Genomic DNA, 538 nt, shown 5'->3' with positions numbered 1-538 from the left:
TCCCGGAACGAGCAACCGCGAGTGGAAGGTACCGGTCGTCGCGTCCGCGCTGGTGTCGCGTTCGAACGTGATGTGGGCGTCCTCGAAGCCCAGCCACCGTCGCGTGAGTGGGAACCACGCCTTGTAGGTGGCCTCCTTGGCACAGAACAGCAGGCGGTCCCAGTGCAGGTCGTCGCCGGCCGAAGCGAGCCATTGCCGTTCGGGTTCGAGGCTCACCGCGGGCAGTACCCCGTCGGGGAGCACGTCGTGCGGTTCGGCGTCGATGCCCAGCGAGCGGATCTGCAGCGAATAGCCCAGCACGGCACCGCGATAGCCGTCGCAATGGGTGAGGCTGCCGACGACGCCGCGCGGCCAGATCGGATCGCCGTTCTCTCCGCGCAGCACCGGCGCGGGGTCGACGCCGAGGGTGCGCATGGCCTGCCGAGCACAGTGGCGGGCACCGGCGAACTCACGTCGCCGCTTGTCCACCGCCCGCGCCACGAGCGGCTCCTCCTGAGGATGAGGCCGCAGTCCCGGTGGGTCCTCGAACAACTCGGCT

1 protein-coding gene is annotated in these 538 nt (G+C 69.9%); it reads right to left on the bottom strand.

The window, feature by feature from the left end:
- A partial coding sequence (locus tag R1101_RS0125250; protein WP_016935858.1) for a 4'-phosphopantetheinyl transferase family protein occupies positions 1 to 538 on the bottom strand: 538 nt, incomplete at both ends.

It is taken from the genome of Rhodococcus sp. R1101 (genome assembly GCF_000278445.1).
Taxonomy (GTDB): Bacteria; Actinomycetota; Actinomycetes; order Mycobacteriales; family Mycobacteriaceae; genus Rhodococcus; species Rhodococcus gordoniae.
This window is presented reverse-complemented; position numbering and strand designations above follow the sequence as displayed.